This is a genomic window from Erythrobacter cryptus DSM 12079, from assembly GCF_000422985.1.
Taxonomy (GTDB): domain Bacteria; phylum Pseudomonadota; class Alphaproteobacteria; order Sphingomonadales; family Sphingomonadaceae; genus Erythrobacter; species Erythrobacter cryptus.
This window is the reverse complement of sequence record NZ_AUHC01000001.1, coordinates 358,609-374,401: the sequence shown is the minus strand read 5'-3', so window position 1 is coordinate 374,401 and position 15,793 is coordinate 358,609. Positions and strand designations below refer to the sequence as shown.

The 15,793-nt window shown below is 68.7% G+C and carries 15 protein-coding genes; 9 read left to right on the top strand and 6 right to left on the bottom strand.

Features of this window, described 5'->3' with window-relative positions:
• The first annotated feature begins 44 nt into the window (after window positions 1-44).
• Both lepA and G524_RS0101795 read left to right on the top strand, forming a co-directional pair.
• Window positions 45-1,862, top strand: a complete 1,818-nt coding sequence (lepA, locus tag G524_RS0101800; RefSeq protein WP_027442170.1) for a translation elongation factor 4 — start codon at window positions 45-47, stop codon at window positions 1,860-1,862.
• Window positions 1,863-2,222: 360 nt separating this feature from the next.
• Complete coding sequence (locus G524_RS0101795; RefSeq protein ID WP_245561260.1) at window positions 2,223-3,122, top strand: HNH endonuclease; 900 nt, start codon at window positions 2,223-2,225, stop codon at window positions 3,120-3,122.
• Window positions 3,123-3,181: 59 nt separating this feature from the next.
• Here the strand turns inward: G524_RS0101795 and G524_RS17030 are convergent, their stop codons facing one another.
• A complete protein-coding gene (locus G524_RS17030; RefSeq protein WP_051220827.1) occupies window positions 3,182-3,991 on the bottom strand; it encodes a hypothetical protein in 810 nt (269 codons plus the stop codon).
• A gap of 108 nt (window positions 3,992-4,099) precedes the next feature.
• Between G524_RS17030 and G524_RS0101785 the strand changes: the two genes are divergently transcribed.
• On the top strand, window positions 4,100-4,894 hold the full coding sequence (locus G524_RS0101785) for an outer membrane protein assembly factor BamD (protein ID WP_027442168.1): 795 nt from the start codon (window positions 4,100-4,102) through the stop codon (window positions 4,892-4,894).
• Window positions 4,895-4,935: 41 nt separating this feature from the next.
• Here G524_RS0101785 and G524_RS0101780 read toward each other — a convergent pair whose 3' ends face one another.
• The 3 genes from G524_RS0101780 to G524_RS0101770 are packed head-to-tail and all read right to left on the bottom strand — an operon-like array spanning window position 4,936 to window position 8,058.
• The gene (locus G524_RS0101780) at window positions 4,936-5,328 is read right to left on the bottom strand and encodes a copper resistance protein CopC (RefSeq protein ID WP_027442167.1); all 393 of its coding nucleotides are present in this window, start codon (window positions 5,326-5,328) and stop codon (window positions 4,936-4,938) included.
• 25 nt (window positions 5,329-5,353) lie between these two features.
• Complete coding sequence (locus G524_RS0101775) at window positions 5,354-6,334, bottom strand: copper resistance protein B (RefSeq protein ID WP_027442166.1); 981 nt, start codon at window positions 6,332-6,334, stop codon at window positions 5,354-5,356.
• Window positions 6,331-8,058 (bottom strand): copper resistance system multicopper oxidase, encoded by a 1,728-nt coding sequence (locus tag G524_RS0101770; protein ID WP_051220826.1) that lies wholly within the window; start codon window positions 8,056-8,058, stop codon window positions 6,331-6,333. Before G524_RS0101770 ends, G524_RS0101775 begins: the two co-directional genes overlap by 4 nt.
• 90 nt (window positions 8,059-8,148) lie before the next feature.
• On the opposite strand from G524_RS0101770, the gene G524_RS14680 reads away from it, so the two are divergent.
• Genes G524_RS14680 through G524_RS0101745 form a run of 5 tightly spaced genes read left to right on the top strand, consistent with a single transcriptional unit; the run spans window position 8,149 to window position 13,659 of the window.
• A complete protein-coding gene (locus G524_RS14680) occupies window positions 8,149-8,475 on the top strand; it encodes a metal-sensitive transcriptional regulator (protein WP_342662438.1) in 327 nt (108 codons plus the stop codon).
• A 37-nt stretch (window positions 8,476-8,512) separates the two neighbouring features.
• Window positions 8,513-10,177, top strand: a complete 1,665-nt coding sequence (recN, locus tag G524_RS0101760) for a DNA repair protein RecN (RefSeq protein WP_027442164.1) — start codon at window positions 8,513-8,515, stop codon at window positions 10,175-10,177.
• On the top strand, window positions 10,174-11,082 hold the full coding sequence (locus G524_RS14675; RefSeq protein WP_051220825.1) for an alpha/beta hydrolase family protein: 909 nt from the start codon (window positions 10,174-10,176) through the stop codon (window positions 11,080-11,082). Before recN ends, G524_RS14675 begins: the two co-directional genes overlap by 4 nt.
• Before the next feature lie 4 nt (window positions 11,083-11,086).
• A complete protein-coding gene (gene ligA, locus G524_RS0101750) occupies window positions 11,087-13,165 on the top strand; it encodes an NAD-dependent DNA ligase LigA (RefSeq protein WP_027442163.1) in 2,079 nt (692 codons plus the stop codon).
• The gene (locus tag G524_RS0101745) at window positions 13,165-13,659 is read left to right on the top strand and encodes a CinA family protein (protein WP_051220824.1); all 495 of its coding nucleotides are present in this window, start codon (window positions 13,165-13,167) and stop codon (window positions 13,657-13,659) included. Before ligA ends, G524_RS0101745 begins: the two co-directional genes overlap by 1 nt.
• Here the strand turns inward: G524_RS0101745 and G524_RS0101740 are convergent.
• Window positions 13,656-14,579, bottom strand: a complete 924-nt coding sequence (locus G524_RS0101740; RefSeq protein ID WP_245561259.1) for a 50S ribosomal protein L11 methyltransferase — start codon at window positions 14,577-14,579, stop codon at window positions 13,656-13,658. The genes G524_RS0101745 and G524_RS0101740 overlap by 4 nt on opposite strands.
• Complete coding sequence (locus G524_RS0101735) at window positions 14,569-15,294, bottom strand: SDR family NAD(P)-dependent oxidoreductase (protein WP_027442160.1); 726 nt, start codon at window positions 15,292-15,294, stop codon at window positions 14,569-14,571. Before G524_RS0101735 ends, G524_RS0101740 begins: the two co-directional genes overlap by 11 nt.
• Before the next feature lie 111 nt (window positions 15,295-15,405).
• On the opposite strand from G524_RS0101735, the gene sdhC reads away from it, so the two are divergent.
• Window positions 15,406-15,786 (top strand): succinate dehydrogenase, cytochrome b556 subunit, encoded by a 381-nt coding sequence (gene sdhC / locus G524_RS0101730; RefSeq protein WP_027442159.1) that lies wholly within the window; start codon window positions 15,406-15,408, stop codon window positions 15,784-15,786.
• Window positions 15,787-15,793 lie beyond the last annotated feature (7 nt).

Here is a 15,793-nt window from a genome sequence, read left to right as displayed (position 1 = left end):
TGGCGCATGACTTTGCCGCGCCCCGGCGCTAATCCGCCCGGGGTATGACCGACCTCTCCAAGATCCGCAATTTCTCGATCATCGCACATATCGACCATGGCAAGTCGACCCTGGCCGACCGGCTGATCCAGTTCACCGGCGGGCTGTCCGAGCGCGAGATGTCCGAGCAAGTGCTTGATAACATGGACATCGAGAAGGAGCGCGGGATCACCATCAAGGCCCAGACCGTGCGCCTTTCCTACACCGCGCGCGACGGGGAGACCTATCAGCTCAACCTGATGGACACCCCCGGCCATGTCGACTTTGCCTACGAGGTCTCGCGCAGCCTCGCCGCCTGCGAGGGCGCGCTGCTGGTGGTCGATGCCGCGCAAGGGGTCGAGGCGCAGACCCTCGCCAATGTCTACCAGTCGATCGAGCATGACCACGAGATCGTGCCCGTCATCAACAAGATCGACCTGCCCGCCGCCGATCCCGAGAAGGTCAGGGCCGAGATCGAGGAGATCATCGGCCTCGATGCCTCCGAGGCGGTGCTCACCAGCGCCAAGAGCGGCATCGGCATCGAGGAAGTGCTCGAGGCGGTGGTGCGCCGCATCCCCCCGCCCAAGGGCGATCCCGCGGCCCCGCTCAAGGCGAGCCTCGTCGATTCCTGGTACGATCCCTATCTCGGCGTGGTCATCCTCGTGCGGGTGATCGATGGCAAGCTCACCAAGGGGCTCAACATCCGCTTCATGCAGGGCGGCACCCAGCACCTCATCGACCGGGTCGGCTGCTTCACCCCCAAGCGCACCGACCTTGCCGAGCTTGGCCCGGGCGAGATCGGCTTCATCACCGCGCAGATCAAGGAGGTGGAGCAGGCCCGCGTGGGCGATACCATCACCACGGTCAAGAACGGCGCGGCCGAACCGCTGCCCGGCTATCGCCCGGTGCAGCCGGTGGTGTTCTGCGGGCTGTTCCCCGTCGATGCGGCCGATTTCGAGAAACTGCGCGAGAGCATCGCCAAGCTCAGGCTCAACGATGCGAGCTTCTCCTACGAGATGGAATCGAGCGCGGCGCTCGGCTTCGGCTTTCGCTGCGGCTTTCTGGGCCTGCTGCACCTCGAGATCATCCAGGAGCGGCTCGCGCGCGAATATGATCTCGATCTCATCACCACCGCGCCCTCGGTGGTCTATCGCATCCACCTGTCGCACTCGAAGCACGAGGACGCCAAGGTCATCGACATCCACAACCCGGCCGATTGGCCCGATGTCAACCGCATCGAGCGGATCGAGGAGCCGTGGATCAAGGCGGTGATCTACACCCCCGATGAATATTTGGGCGCGATCCTCAAGCTATGCCAGGACCGCCGCGGCATCCAGACCGACCTTACCTATGTCGGCACCCGCGCGCAGGTGACCTACGAGCTGCCCTTGAATGAGGTGGTGTTCGATTTCTACGATCGGCTGAAGTCGATCTCGCGCGGCTATGCCAGCTTCGACTATGAGCAGATCGGCACGCGTGAGGGCGATCTCGTCAAGATGAACATCCTCGTCAATGGCGAGCCGGTTGATGCGCTGTCGATGATCGTCCACCGCGCCAATGCCGAGGAGCGCGGGCGCGGGCTGTGCGAGCGGCTCAAGGACCTGATCCCGCGCCACCTGTTCAAGATCCCGATCCAGGCGGCGATCGGCGGCAAGATCATCGCCCGCGAGACCATCCCCGCGCTGAGGAAGGACGTGACCGCCAAGTGCTATGGCGGCGACATCACCCGCAAGAAGAAGCTGCTCGAAAAGCAGAAGAAGGGCAAGGCGCGGATGCGCGAATACGGGAATGTGTCGATCCCGCAGGAAGCGTTCATCGCGGCACTGAGGATGGGGGAAGAATAAGGCCCGCGAACACGCCGCAGGCGCGTCCGCGAGAGGCCGCATTCCGGCCGGTGGATGGCCGCAGGCCAACCCGTTCGACGCAAGCCGCGGCTTTGCCGCGGCTCGTCCGCAACTTTGCCGTCAACTGGACGCAAGACCGCCGCAAGTTGCGGTGGGGCGGATAACGCTGCTGTTAACCTGCAACGGGTTTGCGCCTGACGGTCGGGGCACCAGGAGGATCGCATTGCTTTCCGAAGGCTCACCCCACGGCTTCGCCTGAGGCCGCGGCGATGTGCTCGCTCTGGCGCGCCCAGCTTAGCTTTGAGGCCGGGCCATCTGTGCTGCCCAGCGCACCGGAACCAGAGCCGTCTGCCGCTTGACTTGCGTGGCGTCGCGCTCGATCACATCCGCATGGGCTTTGGCGTCTTCATGCACAAGGACGGGTCGATCTACGACGACATCCCGGAGGTCCATTACCAGTTTCCCAAAATCTACCTGTCCCGCGCCAGGCACATGATAGGCGACTGGATCGTTTACCGCGAGCCGGTGAAGGTTCCGAACTCAAAAGGCTTCTTTGCCGTTGCCAAGGTCGCCAAGATCATTCCCGATCCCGACCGGGTGGATCACTTTCGCGCCCTTATCGAACCGGGCAGCTATTTGCCGTTCAACCCCACCGTGCCCCATATTGTTGATGGCCAACCCGTCGAGCGCGATCTTGCCAATGCGCAGGCCGCGGTGCGCCCACTTTCGCCATCTGATTTCGCCCGAATTGTCTCTCTGGGTTTGCCTGATGATGAGATGTTGCCGCGCATTGGCGAGCCCGAGCCGCCCCACGTCTTTCGCGAAGAACAGACGCCATTTGAAGTCGAGCGCCCACTCGTCCAGTCCCTTCTCAGCCGCCCCTTTCGCGATCGCGCGTTCCGGCGCGCGGTGCTCCACGCCTATGACGGCCGCTGTGCGGTAACCGGATGGCGCCTTGTTAACGGGGGCGGTCGACTCGAAGCCGAAGCCGCGCATATTCGTCCTGTCGAACATGGTGGGCCAGATTCGATCAGGAACGGGCTTGCCTTGTCAGGCACGGCACATTGGATGTTTGATCGTGGCCTGATCGGCATTGCCGACAATTACGAAATCATGATCCACCGGAAGGTCAATGACCGGAGCGGTGTTGAGGCTATCATCAATCCCACCGGCAAACTCTTTTTGCCAGCCCGTGAAGCCGATCACCCCCACCCGCAATTCCTGTCATGGCATCGCAGCTTTCACGCCTTTTCGGCCTGAGGCTTCGCCCCCTCAAACCCTGCTGAGCAAAAAATCCAGCGATCCGACCACGCCCGCGCTCACCCCGCGCCGCGGCCCTCCGGCGCATCTGCCGCCCCCGCACCCGGCGCCGTCCCGCCCGCCGAAAAGGTCTCCGCACGGGCGTTCCATTCCACCGCGATCAGCTTGCGCCCTTCGGCGTTGGCCTTGATTGCGGCAAGATCGCGCTCGCGCAGCTCGACGAAGCGCGCCCAGGCGGTCTTGGTCTCATCGCTCATCTGCGCCCAGAGCGCGGCGCGCTCGGCCTCGACCTCCTTGCGGATCTGCGCGATCTTGCGCTCGATGCTGGCGCGGACCTCGGCCTGGGTCACCTTCGGCCGCTCGGCCTCCCATTCCTTGCGCCACTTCTCCTTGAGCTGTTCAAGCTGCATCCGGCCGATCGCGTTGAGCGCCTTGGAGCGCCCGTCGGCAAAGCGCTCGGGCGCGCGGTTCCTGAGGATGAACATCAGCAGCCGGTCGTTGTAGCGCCGGCGCGTACCGATCAGCTTGCCATAGGAATAGACCGGCTCCTCAACCCCGTTGAGCGCGCGGTCCATCACCACATCCTCGATCCGCGCCACGCCGAGCTGGAGCGCGGCCTCCCAGGCGGCGCGGAAGCTCTCGGCCCCACTCTGGCGGCGCAGGTGATAGGCGCCGCGCGCACTCATCCCCACCGCCCGGCTCGCCGCCTCGACCGAGCCGGTGTCGGCCAGCGCCTCGATGAAGGCGATCTGGCGCTCGGGCGTCCAGCCATCGTGGCGCGGCGATTGGCGCGGGACGGGGGTGAAGGGGGGGAGTTCCCCGGCGGGCACGGGGGGCTGGGCGGTGCGGGGCGGCTTGCGACGGGTCATGGCGGGCGAGGAAATCACAGGGCGCGCAAGTAGGAAACCGTGGGCCATGGGGATGGAGCTTGCAGCTTCACTTGGCGTTCAGCCCGGCGGCCGTTATAGAGCCGGGCCATGGCCAAGATCATCTCCCCCCGCCTTGCCCGCGCCGCGCTGCTTGCCGCGGCGGCCGCCAGCCTTTCCGCCTGCGCCGGCAACAAGGCCGGGCGCGATGTCGCCTATGTCGCGCGCGATGTCGAAACGCTCTATGCCGCCGCGCAGGAGCGGCTCGACAAGGGCAACACGCTCCAGGCCGCGGCGCTGTTCGATGAGGTCGAGCGCCAGCACCCCTATTCGCCCTGGGCCCGCCGCGCCCAGCTGATGAGCGCCTTCAGCTATTATGTCGCGCGCGATTACAACAAGGCAATCCAGAACGCCCAGCGCTTCCTCTCGATCCATCCGGGCAACAAGGATGCGCCCTATGCCTACTATCTGATCGCGCTCAGCTACTACGAGCAGATCAGCGATGTGAACCGCGACCAGAAGATCACCGAACAGGCGCAGACCGCGCTGCGCGAGGTCAACCGCCGTTTTCCCCAGAGCGAATATGCCGCCGATGCGCGGCTCAAGCTTGATCTCGTCGCCGATCACCTGGCCGGCAAGGAGATGGAGATCGGCCGCCACTACCAGCGCCGCGGGCTGTGGCTGGCCGCCGATTTGCGCTTTCGCAACGTGATCGACAAGTTCCAGACCACCAGCCACACGCCCGAGGCGCTCTACCGCCTGTGCGAGAGCAGCCTTGCCCTTGGCCTGCCGGCCGAGGCGGTGAAATATGCCGCGGTGCTGGGGGCCAATTACCCCGGCTCGAAGTGGTACGAACGCGCTTACCAACTGGTGCAGAAGCACGCCAGCGGCGTCACCCCGTCCTGACCGGGAGCGCGCCCCGCGAGCGGGGGCGGGGCAGGGGGCGCTCAGCCCACGGTGAAGCCGAACTTGCCGCGCACCAGCTTGCCATCGGCCCCGGCGGCCTGCCAGCGCACCTCATAGGTGCCCGCGGGCAGCGCCTGGCGCAGCCTGAGCTCGAGGGTTTTGCCATCCTTTGACCAGCTGGGGGTGAAATTGCGGATCGGCATTTCGCCGTGATTGGCCACGCCCGGCATCGCCGTCATCACGATCGCCGCGACGCTGCGCGCCGGATCGACCTTCTCGCTGAAAGCGAGCCGCACCACCCGGGGGGACTTGGCGCTGGCCTTGTCGGCCGGGGTGGAGGCAACGAGCTGAACCTCGGCGGCAAGCGGCGTGGGCACGGCAAGGCCAAGACCAAGGCCAAGGGCAAGGGCGGCAAGGGCAGGCGTCAAACGCATCGGGTGAACTCCTTGGGGCTTGCGATCAGAACCAGAAACGGATGCCGGCAACGAGGCTGGTGACGGAAGGGTCCTCGCCCCGGGCGCGGGCGAAATCGGCGCCGCGCCCGCCGCGCCAGGATTGCTCGATACCCACATAGGGGGCAAATTCGCGTGCGAATTCATAGCGCAGCCTTGCGCCGAGCGCGAGTTCATCGAGCCCCGCGCCAATGCCGAGCCGGGGGATGTCCTGTGCTGAAAGGTTGGCTTCCACGCGCGGCTGGAGGATCAGGCGCTGGGTGATGCGCTGGTCGATCTCGGCCTCGATCCGCGCGGTAACGTCGCCGCGGGTGCTCAGGAACAGCGCCGCATCGATCTCGAACATGTAGGGCGCAAGGCCCTGCACCCCGATCACCGCATGGGTGGTCTCCGGCCCGGCGAGATCCTGGCGCAGGCCGGCCTGCACGTCCCAGAAGGGGGCAATCGCCTCGGCATAGAGCGCCTGAAGCTCGGCCTCCTCCACCCCATCGCCCCAAGCGCCTTCGCCCTCGCTCTTGAACCACAGCCGCCGCGTCGGCCCGCCATAATAGCCCTGGATATCCCAGAGGAAGCCATCGGCCCCCTCGCGCAGCTGCGTCTCCAGCCGATCCCCCTGAAACCAGAACAGGGGAAAATCACCATGGCTGCGGCGCAGCGCCGCGCGCGCGGCGGCCATGGCCTTAGCGCCCCAGATCGCATCGGCGGCGCGCGGCGGGCCGCTGCCGGCCTCGGGCGGGGGCGGGGTCTCGAACGCGGGGCCGGGGGACAGCGAGTCACTCGCCGCTTCGTCCGGCGCCTCACCCGCTCCCGCATCCGCGCCCGCATGCCCGGCATGGGGATCGGGCGCCGGTGCCGGGTCTGGCGTGGGGGCTGGCGCGGGCGCTGGCGCGGGCGCGGGCATTTCTGCCCCGTGGTGATGGTGCTGCGCGGCGAGCGGCGCCGGCGCGGCGAGCCCCAGCAGCGCGGCAACAAGCGCGGCGCGCCTCACGCCGCCGGCCCCATCACCGTCACCGTCTGCATCATCCCTCCGTGCATGTGATAGAGCAGGTGGCAGTGAAACGCCCAGTCGCCCGGCTCGTTGGCGGTGAGATCGAACTGCGCGCTCGCCCCGGGCTGGACGATCACCACGTTCTTGCGCGGCTGGCGCGCCGGCTCCTTGCCGTTGACCAGCTCGAAGAACATGCCGTGCAGGTGAATGGGGTGGGCCATCATGGTGTTGTTGACGAGCTTGACCCGTACCCGCTCGTTGAAGGCGAAGCGGATCGGCTTGTCGGCAACGGCCGAATACATCTCGCCGTCGAACGACCACATGTAGCGCTCCATGTTGCCAGTGAGGTGCAGCTCGATGAGGCGCGAGGGTGGGCGGGTGTCGCGGTTGGGCTCGCGCGCTTCGAGCATCCGGTAGGTGAGCACCCGGTGCGGCACATCGCGAAGGCCGATCCCCGGATCGCCGAGCTTGTCCACCGGCGCCATCGATACCATGTCGATGCCCGGCCCCACCTTGACATCGGGCGGCAGCAGCAGCGTGTCGCGCATCTTCATGCCCGCCATGGAATGGCCCGCGTGGCCCTTGGCGCCGCTATCGCCATGGTTCATCTCGCCATGGTTCATGCCCATATCGCCCATGTCGAGCAGGGGTGCGGGGCGCAGCGGCGGCACTGGGGCGCGCGCGCCTTCGCGGCTTGCCAGCATCGCCAGCGCCATGCCGGAACGGTCCATGCTCTCGGCCACGATCGCATGGGCCTCGGCCGTGGGGGTGACGATCACGTCATAGGTCTCGGCGGTGCCGATCTGGAACTCATCGACTTCGACCGGCGCGACATTCTGCCCATCCGCGGCGATCACCGTCATCGGCAGGCCGGGGATGCGGACATTGAAGAAGGTCATGGCAGAGCCGTTGATGATCCTGAGGCGCACCCGCTCGCCGGGGGTGAAGCGGAAGCTGGGCGCTTCCTCTGGTCCCAGGCCATTGACGAGATAGGTATAGGTCGCGCCCGTCACATCGGCGATATCGGTGGGGGGCATGCGCATCTTGGCCCACATCCGCCGCTCCCGGCCCGAAAGCGGGTAGGCATCGCTCCAGCTGGTCTGCTGGTAGTTGAAATAGCCCTCGCCGGTGCGCAGGCGGGCCATGATCTGGTGCGGATCGCGCGGCGTGAACTCGCTCAAGAGGATGATGTAGTCGCGCTCGTATTCCGCCGGCTCGCTCCCGGCCGGATCGATCACCAGCGGGCCATAATGGCCCTGCTGTTCCTGCAGGCCCGAATGCGAATGATACCAGTAGGTGCCGGCCTGGCGCACGGGGAATTCATAGGTGAAGGTCTCGCCCGGCCTGATCCCGGGAAAGCTGATCCCCGGCACCCCGTCCATGTGGAAGGGGACGAGCAGGCCATGCCAGTGGATCGAGGTGTCCTCGGGCAGGTGGTTGGTGACGGCAAGGCGCACCTTCTGGCCTTCCCGCAGGCGGATGAGTGGCCCGGGTACCGAGCCATTGACCGCGATCCCGAGCCCGCGCCGCCCCTGCACCCGGCGCACGCCGGCGGCGACGCTCAGCGCGATCGCCTCGCCCGAGGCCATGTCGAACCCGGCGCGGATCGGGGCGCCGCCCTTCATCCGGTGGAGCGAATGGCCCTGCGCCCAGGCCGGCAAAGGCCCGAGCGCCGCGAGCGAGGCGGCAGAGCCAGACAGGAAGCGGCGGCGGGAGAGCGACATGGGCGGTCAAGAAAGGTCTTTGGTTGGGGCTGGCGGTCTTCTATATACCCCCCCACGGGTATGGCAAGGGCTTGGGGCAAGGAGGCGGCGATGAAGGAGAACACCAAGGCCAAGGTGCAGCGGCTCAACCGCATCGCCGGGCAGGTGCGCGGCGTTGCACAGATGATCGCCGATGAGCGCTACTGCATCGAGATTCTCCAGCAGATCGCCGCGATCCGCGCCGCGCTCGCCAAGGTCGAAAGCCAGGTGCTCAAATCATGTCGCCTGCTGCGTCAACGAGGCGATAGCGAGCGGCAGCGCCGAAGAACAAAGGGCCAAGTTCGAGGAGCTGGTCGATCTGATCGAGCGCGCCCGGCGCTGAGGCGTCATTGCCGCCGGCGCCCCGGCGCTGGGGATGGTGCTGCGATCGGCTGGTGACGCGCGCGGCTGCCTGCGCTATCGCTCGGCCCCGGCCATGCTCACCCGCCTTGCGATCCGCAACATCGTCCTCATCGAAGCGCTCGACCTTGCCTTTGCGCGCGGCCTCGGGGTGCTCACGGGGGAGACGGGGGCGGGCAAGTCGATCCTGCTCGATGCGCTCGGGCTGGTGCTGGGCGACCGGGCCGACAGCGCGCTGGTGCGCGCCGGCACCGAGCAGGCCAGCGTGACGGCGGCGTTTGAATTTGCCGCCCTGCCCGAGGGGGTTGCGGCGGCGCTCGATGAGGCGGGGATCGCGATCGATCCGGGCGAGCCGCTGCTGATCCGCCGCGTGCTGCGCGCCGATGGCGGCTCCAAGGCCTTTGTCAACGACCAGCCGGTGAGCGTGGCGCTGCTGCGCGCGCTCGCCCCGGCGCTGGTCGAGCTTCACGGCCAGCATGACGAGCGCGGGCTCGTCAACCCGCGCGGCCACCGCGCGCTGCTCGACCGCTTTGCCGGGGTCGATACCGCAGGGCTGGAGCGCGCCTGGGCCGAATGGGCGCGGGCCGAGGCGCAACTGGCCGAGGCGCGTGCCGCGGTCGAGGCGGCCAAGGCCGATCAGGAGCTGCTGATCGCGCACCTTGCCGAGCTTGCCGCGCTCGATCCGGTGGCGGGCGAGGAGGAGCGCCTCGCCCTTGCGCGCGCCGAGATGCAGAAGGGCGAGCGGCTGGCGGGCGATCTGGCGGCACTGAGGCACCTTTGGGAAGGCTCGGATTCGCCGCTTGCGGCGCTGCGGGTGGCGGCGCGCCGGCTCGATCGCATCGCCGGGGAACATCCGCTGCTGGGCGAGGCGCTCGCCGCGCTCGACCGGGCGGTGATCGAGGCGAGCGAGGCCGAGGAGCGGCTCGCCCGCGCGGCCGAGGCGCTGGCGCACGATCCGCTCGAGCTTGAACGGGCCGAGGCGCGGCTCTTCGATCTGCGCGCCGCCGCGCGCAAGCACCGCTGCGAGGTCGACGATCTGCCCGAACTCGCGCGCAGCCTGCGCGCGCGGCTCGATGCGATCGAGGGGGGCGAGGCGCGGCTCGATGCGCTCGAGGCCGCGGCGCGCGAGGCCCGCGCCGCCTATGTCGCCAGGGCCGAGGCGGCGCGCGCGGCGCGGCGCGCGGGCGCGGCGCGGCTCGATGCCGCGGTGGCAGGTGAGCTTGCGCCGCTCAAGCTCGATGCCGCGCGCTTCCGCACCGCGCTCAGCCCGTTGCCCGAGGACAAGTGGGGCCCGGCGGGGATGGACGCGGTAGAGTTCCTGATCGCCACCAATCCCGGCGCCGATTTTGCCCCGCTCGGCAAGATCGCGAGCGGCGGGGAGCTTTCGCGCTTCATCCTCGCATTGAAGGTGGCGCTGGCCGAGCAGGGCGGGGCGGCGACGATCATCTTCGACGAGATCGACCGCGGGGTGGGCGGCGCGGTCGCCTCGGCGATCGGCGAGCGGCTGGCGCGGCTGGCGGCGGGCGGGCAATTGCTCGCGGTCACCCACAGCCCCCAGGTGGCCGCGCGCGGCACCCGCCATTATCTCATCGCCAAGTCCTCGAGCGGCACGGTGACCAAGACCAGCGTGGTGCTGCTCGATGCCGAAGGGCGGCGGCAGGAGATCGCCCGGATGCTCTCGGGCGCCGAGGTCACGCCCGAGGCCCGCGCCCAGGCCGAGCGGCTGCTGGAGGGGGTGTGAGGCGCGCGCCCCTGGCCGCGGCCGTGCTGATTGCGGTCGCCTGCGCCCCGGCGATGTCCGCGCCCGAGGAGGCCCCGCCCGCCGTGCAGCCCAACCATGCCAGCTTCGGCACCGATGCCAACCTCGCCGCCTCGGCGCCGGATGCCATCTTGCGCTATGCCGATCACCCGCGCGGCTTTGCCGAGCTGCGCCTGCCGCAAGGGCAAGGCCCCTTTCCGCTCGCGGTGATCTTCCACGGCGGGTGCTGGAAGACCGGGATCGCAAGCCAGGCCTACATGGCGCCGCTTGCCACCCGCTGGCAGCAACTTGGCATCGCCACGCTCAATGTTGATTACCGTGAGGTCGGCGATGGCGGGGGCTGGCCGGGTTCGTTCGCGGATTGGGCCGCCGCGGCGAGGCTGATTGACGAGGTTGCGGCCAAGCACCCGATCGACACGGCGCGCATCACCCTGGTGGGCCATTCGGCGGGCGCGCTCCCGGCGATCTGGCTGGCCCGGGGCGATGGGGCAGACGGCCCGCTGGGGGCGCGCGCCCCGCTGGCCGCGCGCGCCGCGATCGTGCTCGACGGGCCGGGCGATGTCGGGGCCGAGCAGGGCGCCTTTGATGCCCTGTGCCAGTTTTCCGCCGTGACGCCCTTCATGGGCGCTGCGCCCGCCGCCGCGCCTGCACGATACGAGGCCATTTCCCCCGCCACCCATGCACCGCAGCTCGCGCACATCCTGTTTGTGCAGGCACGCCTGCCCGCGCCCGCCTCCGCAACCCAGGCCGCGCTGGCAGCGGGCGGCGCGGCCCTGACCATCCGCGCCAACCCGGGCGCGAGCCACTTTGCGATTCTGACCCCCGCAAGCCCGGCCTATATCGCCAACGAACCGGCGATGCTCGCCGTGCTCAAGGGCGAGATGTGATCCGATGAAAGACCCCGCCACGCTCAGCGAAGCCGAAGCCGCCAACGAGCTGATGCGCCTCGCGCGCGCGATCGCCCGGCACGACCGGCTCTATCACCTCGAGGATGCGCCCGAGATTTCGGACGCCGAATATGATGCGCTGGTGCGCCGCAATGCCGAGATCGAGGCAGCCTTCCCGCATCTGGTGCGCCCCGACAGCCCTTCGCGGAAAGTGGGCCATGGCGTCGCTGCCTCGCCGCTCGGCAAGGTCACGCACGAGGTGCGGATGATGAGCCTCGACAACGCCTTTTCGGCCGAGGAGGTGGCCGAGTGGTTGGCGCGGATGCGGCGCTTCCTTGCCCTGCCCGAGGATGCCCCGCTTGCGCTCACCGCCGAGGACAAGATCGATGGCCTCTCGTGCAGCCTGCGCTACGAGCAGGGCCGGCTGGTGCGCGCGGCCACCCGCGGCGATGGCCAGGTGGGCGAGGATGTGACGGCCAATGTCGCCCACATCCCCGATATCCCGCAGACCCTGCCCCGAGGCGTGCCCGAAGTGTTCGAGGTGCGCGGCGAGGTCTACATGGAAAAACAGGCCTTTGCTGCGCTCAATGCGGCGCAGCATGAAGCCGGGGGCAAGCTCTTTGCCAACCCCCGCAACGCCGCCGCGGGGAGCCTGAGGCAAAAGGATCCGCGCATCACCGCGCAGCGCCCCTTGCGCTTCTGGGCCCATGGCTGGGGCGCCCATTCGGCCCTGCCGGGCACGACGCAAGCCGAGGTGATGGCGGCGATCCGGGGCTGGGGCTTTCCGGTCTCGCCGCTCTTTTCCCGCGTCGAGGGCGGGGTGGAGGCGCTGATGGCGCGCTTCGAGGAGATCGGCCGCGCCCGCCCTAATCTCGCCTACGAGATCGACGGGGTGGTCTATAAGCTCGACCGGCTCGACTGGCAGGAGCGTTTGGGCTTTGTCGCCAAGGCGCCGCGCTGGGCGCTCGCGCACAAGTTCCCGGCCGAGCGGGCCGAGACCACCCTCGAGGCGATCGACATCCAGGTCGGGCGCACCGGCAAGCTCACCCCCGTCGGTCGGCTGGCCCCGGTGCTGGTGGGGGGCGTGACGGTGACCAATGTCACGCTCCACAACCGCGACGAGATCGCCCGGCTTGGCCTGCGCGTGGGCGACCGCGTGGTGATCCAGCGCGCGGGCGATGTGATCCCGCAGGTGGTGGAAAATCTCACCCGCGAGGAGCCGCGCGCGCCCTTCGTCTTTCCCGATCACTGCCCCGAATGTGGCAGCGAGGCGGTGGCCGAGGAGGGCGAGGTCGATGTGCGCTGCACCGGCGGCCTCATCTGCCCGGCCCAGCGCATCCAGCGGCTCGAGCACTTCGTCAGCCGCAAGGCGCTCGATATCGAGGGGCTGGGGGAAAAGACCATCGCCCAGTTCTTTGCCCTGGGCTGGCTCGAAAGCCCGGTGGATATCTTCCGCTTGAAGCGCCGCCGCGCCGAGATCCTCGCGCTCGAGGGCTGGCAGGAAAAATCGGTCGACAACCTGCTCGCCGCGATCGAGGCGCGCCGCCAGCCCGATGCCGCGCGGCTGCTGTTCGCGCTCGGCATCCGCCATGTCGGCGAGGTGACCGCGCGCGACCTGATGAAGCATCTCCATGAATTGCCGGTGCTGCGCGATCTGGCTACCCGCGCCCATGCCGGCGATGCCGAGGCGCTCGCTGAGCTGACCGCGATTGACGGCATCGGCCCGGTGGTGGTGCGCGCGCTCGGCGATTTCTTTCACGAGCCGCACAATGTCGCGGTGTGGGAGGATCTGCTCAGCGAAGTCTCCCCGCCGCGCTACGAGGTGGAAACCCTCGCCAGCCGGGTCGCGGGCAAGACCGTCGTGTTCACCGGCAAGCTAGAGACCATGAGCCGCGAGGAAGCCAAGGCCCAGGCCGAAAGGCTGGGCGCCAAGGCGGCCGGATCGGTGAGCGCCAAGACCGATCTGGTGGTGGCCGGGCCGGGGGCCGGCTCCAAGCTCAAGAAGGCAGCCGAACTCGGGATCGAGGTGATCGACGAGGCCGCCTGGGCGGCGATCGTCGCCGAGGCGCTTGGCGGCGGCTGATGGATCTCTTGCGCGAGCTTCACCCCCAGGCCCTGCGCATTGCCGGCCTCTTGCGCAAGCGCGGGGAGAAGCTGGCGGTGGCGGACGGGGCCACCGGCGGGCTCATCGCCGCGAGCCTGCTCACCGTTCCCGGGGCGCTCGATTTTCTCGTCGGCGGCGGGGTCATTTATTCGCTGCGCGCGCGCGACGTGCTGCTTGCCCTGCCGCGCGCGGCCTATCGCGGGATGCGCGGGGCGAGCGCGGACTATGCGCTGCTCCAGGCCCGCGCCATCGCTGCCCATTTCGGCGCTGAGTGGGGCCTTGCCGAGAGCGGATCGGCCGGGGGATCGGCGCATCCCTCGGGCGCGCCGGCGGGCCGCTCGGTCGCGGCGCTCGTCGGCCCGGGCCTTGCCGAGACCCGGCTGATCGAAACCGGCAGCGATGATCGCATCGCCAACATGGGTGCCTTCACCCGCAACGCGCTCGATCTGCTGGCCGAGGGGCTGGCGCGCTAGGCCGGCCTTGCTGCGCGGCGTCGGCGCAGCCACAGGATCGCCCAGTCGCCGCGCTGGAGCCGCGCCACCGGACGAAACCCGGCGCGCCGCATCGCGCGGCAGACCGCGTCCTCCTGCGCCCCGGCGAGCAGCCCGGCAAGGAGCAGGCTCCCCCCCGGGCGCACCGCCTTGCCGAAATCTTCGGCCATCTCCACCAGCGGCCCGGCAAGGATATTGGCGATGAGAAGATCGAAGGGCGCGCGCAAGGCAATGAGCGGATCGGCCATGCCATCGGCCACGATCATCAGCGCCGCGCCCGGCCCGGGGCCGAGCGGCACGGCGTTCATCTCGGCGTTGGCCGCCACCACTCCGGCGCAGACCGGGTCGATATCGGTGAGCGTCAGCTGCGCTGTGGGCCACAGCGCGCGCGCGGCAAAGGCCAGCAGGCCCGTGCCGGTGCCGATATCGGCGATGCGCCGCGCGATGAGCCCGCTTGCCCTGATGTGCCCGAGCATCTCGAGACACCCGGCGGTGGTGTGGTGGTGGCCGGTGCCAAAGGCCTGCGCGGCCGGGATGACGAGATCGATCAGCCCCGGATCGGGCGGAAAATCGGGGGTGTGGACATGAAAGCGCCCGGCGCGGATCGGCGGGGTGGTGTGCTGGCTCAGCGTCACCCAATCGGCCGGGGGCAGCTCCTCGATGGCGAGCGGCGGGGCGCCGCCGGCAAACAGGCGCTCGATCGCCGCGATCACCTCTGGCCCGGGCTTGCGCGGATACCAGGCCTCGAGCACCCAGTCACCGGGCCGGTCCTCGGCCAGCTCGCGCCCGGCGATCACCAGCTCGGCGTCCCAGTCGGCAACCAGCTCATGCGCGAGCAGCGCCGCCTCGATCACCGGCCTTGGGGCGTGGGCCGAAAGTTTCCACGTGCTCTCAGCGGACAAAGCTGGCTCCATTGGCATCGATCACCGCGCCGGTCATGCTTTCGGGCGCATCGAGCGCGCAAAAGGCGATGATGCGGGCGATCTCCTCAGGGCTCGCAACACGGCCCAGGGGAATGTCGGCCAGCAGCCCGGGGCCGCCGCGGCTGGCAAGATAATCGCCCGCCATGCTGGTATCGGTAAAGCCGGGGGCAATGGCAAAGCTCAAGATCCCCTGGCCGGCATAGGCGCGGGCGATGGTCTTGTGCATCGCCACCATTCCGCCCTTGGCCGCGGCATAGTGCCAGTGCGCGGGGGAATCGCCGCGATAGGCCGCGCGGCTTGCCACATGCACCAGCCGCCCGCCGCACCCCTCGGCCTGCCAGTGCAGCACCGCCAGGCGCGACAATTGCGCCGCGGCGGTGAGATTGACGCGCAGCGTATCCTCCCAGGCATCGAGCCATTCGATGTCCGAACGCTCGAGCCGGTTGGCCTCGAAGCGCCCGGCATTGTTGACCACCGCGTCGATCTTGCCCCCGGCGATCTCGAGCGCGGCGTGCCACAGGCGATCGACGCTCAAGGGATCGGCAAGATCGGCGGCGATGAAGGCAAGGCCGCTGGCATCTTGAGGCTGCGGGCGCGAGCCATGGCCGATCACCCTGGCCCCGCGCTGCGCAAGGAGCGCAAGCGCGGCCCTGCCAATTCCGCGGCTTGATCCGGTGACGAGAATGTATCCCATGCAAGCGCCTATCCGAAACTTTGCAAGCCCTGTCCACCGCCTCGCCGCTTGCCAGAAGCAACAGGGGCGCTAAGGGGAAGGGGCAGTCAACAGGGACATATCGGGATCACCATGAACCAAAGACCGCTTTCTCCGCATTTGCAGGTGTGGCGCTGGGGGCCGCACATGCTGGTGTCGATCCTGCACCGTATCACCGGCGATGGCATGGCGCTTGTCGGCCTTGCGGTGCTGGTATGGTGGCTTGGCGCGCTGGCGAGCGGGCCCGAGGCCTATGCCGCCTTCCAGGCGGTGATGGGCTCGCCCGTGGGCATGGTGGTGCTGGTCGGCCTTTCCTGGGCCTTCTTCACCCATTTCATGAGCGGACTGAGGCACTTCGTGCTTGATATTGGCGCGGGTTATGAGCTTGGGATCAACCGTTTCTGGTCGATCGCCTCCCTGCTCATCGCGCTGGGTTTGACCGCTGCCTTCTGGGCCGCGGTGCTGCTGCGCTGAAGGAGCA

Coding starts and splice junctions, on each gene's coding strand:
- ligA (WP_027442163.1), top strand. CDS start 11,087: ATGAAAGACCCCGCCACGCTCAGCGAAGCCGAAGCCGCCAACGAGCTG.
- G524_RS0101780 (WP_027442167.1), bottom strand. CDS start 5,328: ATGCGTTTGACGCCTGCCCTTGCCGCCCTTGCCCTTGGCCTTGGTCTT.
- G524_RS0101735 (WP_027442160.1), bottom strand. CDS start 15,294: ATGGGATACATTCTCGTCACCGGATCAAGCCGCGGAATTGGCAGGGCC.
- G524_RS0101785 (WP_027442168.1), top strand. CDS start 4,100: ATGGCCAAGATCATCTCCCCCCGCCTTGCCCGCGCCGCGCTGCTTGCC.
- lepA (WP_027442170.1), top strand. CDS start 45: ATGACCGACCTCTCCAAGATCCGCAATTTCTCGATCATCGCACATATC.
- G524_RS14680 (WP_342662438.1), top strand. CDS start 8,149: ATGAAGGAGAACACCAAGGCCAAGGTGCAGCGGCTCAACCGCATCGCC.
- sdhC (WP_027442159.1), top strand. CDS start 15,406: ATGAACCAAAGACCGCTTTCTCCGCATTTGCAGGTGTGGCGCTGGGGG.
- G524_RS17030 (WP_051220827.1), bottom strand. CDS start 3,991: ATGACCCGTCGCAAGCCGCCCCGCACCGCCCAGCCCCCCGTGCCCGCC.
- recN (WP_027442164.1), top strand. CDS start 8,513: ATGCTCACCCGCCTTGCGATCCGCAACATCGTCCTCATCGAAGCGCTC.
- G524_RS0101745 (WP_051220824.1), top strand. CDS start 13,165: ATGGATCTCTTGCGCGAGCTTCACCCCCAGGCCCTGCGCATTGCCGGC.
- G524_RS0101770 (WP_051220826.1), bottom strand. CDS start 8,058: ATGTCGCTCTCCCGCCGCCGCTTCCTGTCTGGCTCTGCCGCCTCGCTC.